Genomic DNA, 941 nt, shown 5'->3' with positions numbered 1-941 from the left:
GGGAACACCTTCGAGAGCACGCAAACCGACAGGCCGGCACGCGCGAGTTGCAGCGAAGCGCGCATCCCCGAGCCGCCAGCACCGACGATGACCACGTCGAACTTGCGACGCGGCAGTGAATTCTTGATTGCAGCCATTCTTTTACACTCTCCAGAGAATCTGAGCGGCGTAGCCGAGGCTGCCCAGCAGCCATGCGATCGTGAGGACGTCCAGCGTGATGCGCAGGCCGACCGGCTTGATGTAGTCCATCCAGATGTCACGCACGCCAACCCACGCGTGCAGGAACAACGCGACCAGGGTGACGAACGTGGCGAGCTTCATCCACTCAGCGGAGAAGATCGACGCCCAGCCGTCATACGAGAAGTCGTGCGCGCCGAAGAACAGGACAAGCAGCACGACCGTGTAGATCGCCATGATCACGGCGGTGGCGCGTTGCGCGATCCAGTCGCGAATGCCGTAGTGAGCGCCGACGACGTGGCGCTTCGGACCGATACCGTTTTTAGCCGACATTTTTTAGAACGCTCCGAAGAGTTTTGCCGCAAAGGCGATCGTGAGAACCGTGGAGATGATCACGACGACCAGGGAGGTCGACTTGCCTTTTTCCTTGCTCACGAGGCCATGGTTGAAGTCCATGCACAGGTGACGCACGCCAGCGCAGAAGTGAAACAGGAACGCCCACCCGAGGACCAGCACGATGAGCTTGACGATGATGTTGGAAAGGAAGCCCTTGAATACCTCGAAGCTAAGCTCCGAAGTGAGGCTCTGGTCCAACAGGAACAAGATGAAAGGCAGGAACAGGAACAAGAGCACACCGCTGATGCGGTGGCCGATCGACACACGACCTGCCAACGGCAGGCGGTATGCGAACAAGATCTGCCCAAGCCCGATGTTCCGGTATTCCGGCCTCGGTTTTTTTGCGGCTTCTGCCATGCTAGACCCCT

At 59.1% G+C, this 941-nt stretch carries 3 protein-coding genes; all 3 read right to left on the bottom strand.

What is annotated here, in order from left to right; translation table 11 throughout:
* The coding region (locus U5A57_RS41295) for an FAD-binding protein (protein WP_321918094.1) at window positions 1-137 on the bottom strand (137 nt) is incomplete at its 3' end.
* A gap of 4 nt (window positions 138-141) precedes the next feature.
* Window positions 142-510, bottom strand: coding sequence for a succinate dehydrogenase, hydrophobic membrane anchor protein (gene sdhD, locus U5A57_RS41290; RefSeq protein WP_158760582.1), 369 nt, complete (start codon window positions 508-510; stop codon window positions 142-144).
* A 3-nt stretch (window positions 511-513) separates the two neighbouring features.
* Window positions 514-930 carry a succinate dehydrogenase, cytochrome b556 subunit gene (gene sdhC / locus U5A57_RS41285; protein WP_133183855.1) on the bottom strand — a complete coding sequence of 139 codons (417 nt, stop codon included), beginning with the start codon at window positions 928-930 and terminating at the stop codon, window positions 514-516.
* Between the last annotated feature and the right edge of the window lie 11 nt (window positions 931-941).

It is taken from the genome of Paraburkholderia sp. J11-2, from assembly GCF_905220185.1.
Taxonomy (GTDB): domain Bacteria; phylum Pseudomonadota; class Gammaproteobacteria; order Burkholderiales; family Burkholderiaceae; genus Paraburkholderia.
The sequence above is the reverse complement of the archived record's forward strand: the minus strand, read 5'-3'. Positions and strand labels throughout refer to the sequence as shown.

Coding starts and splice junctions, on each gene's coding strand:
- sdhD (WP_158760582.1), bottom strand. CDS start 510: ATGTCGGCTAAAAACGGTATCGGTCCGAAGCGCCACGTCGTCGGCGCT.
- sdhC (WP_133183855.1), bottom strand. CDS start 930: ATGGCAGAAGCCGCAAAAAAACCGAGGCCGGAATACCGGAACATCGGG.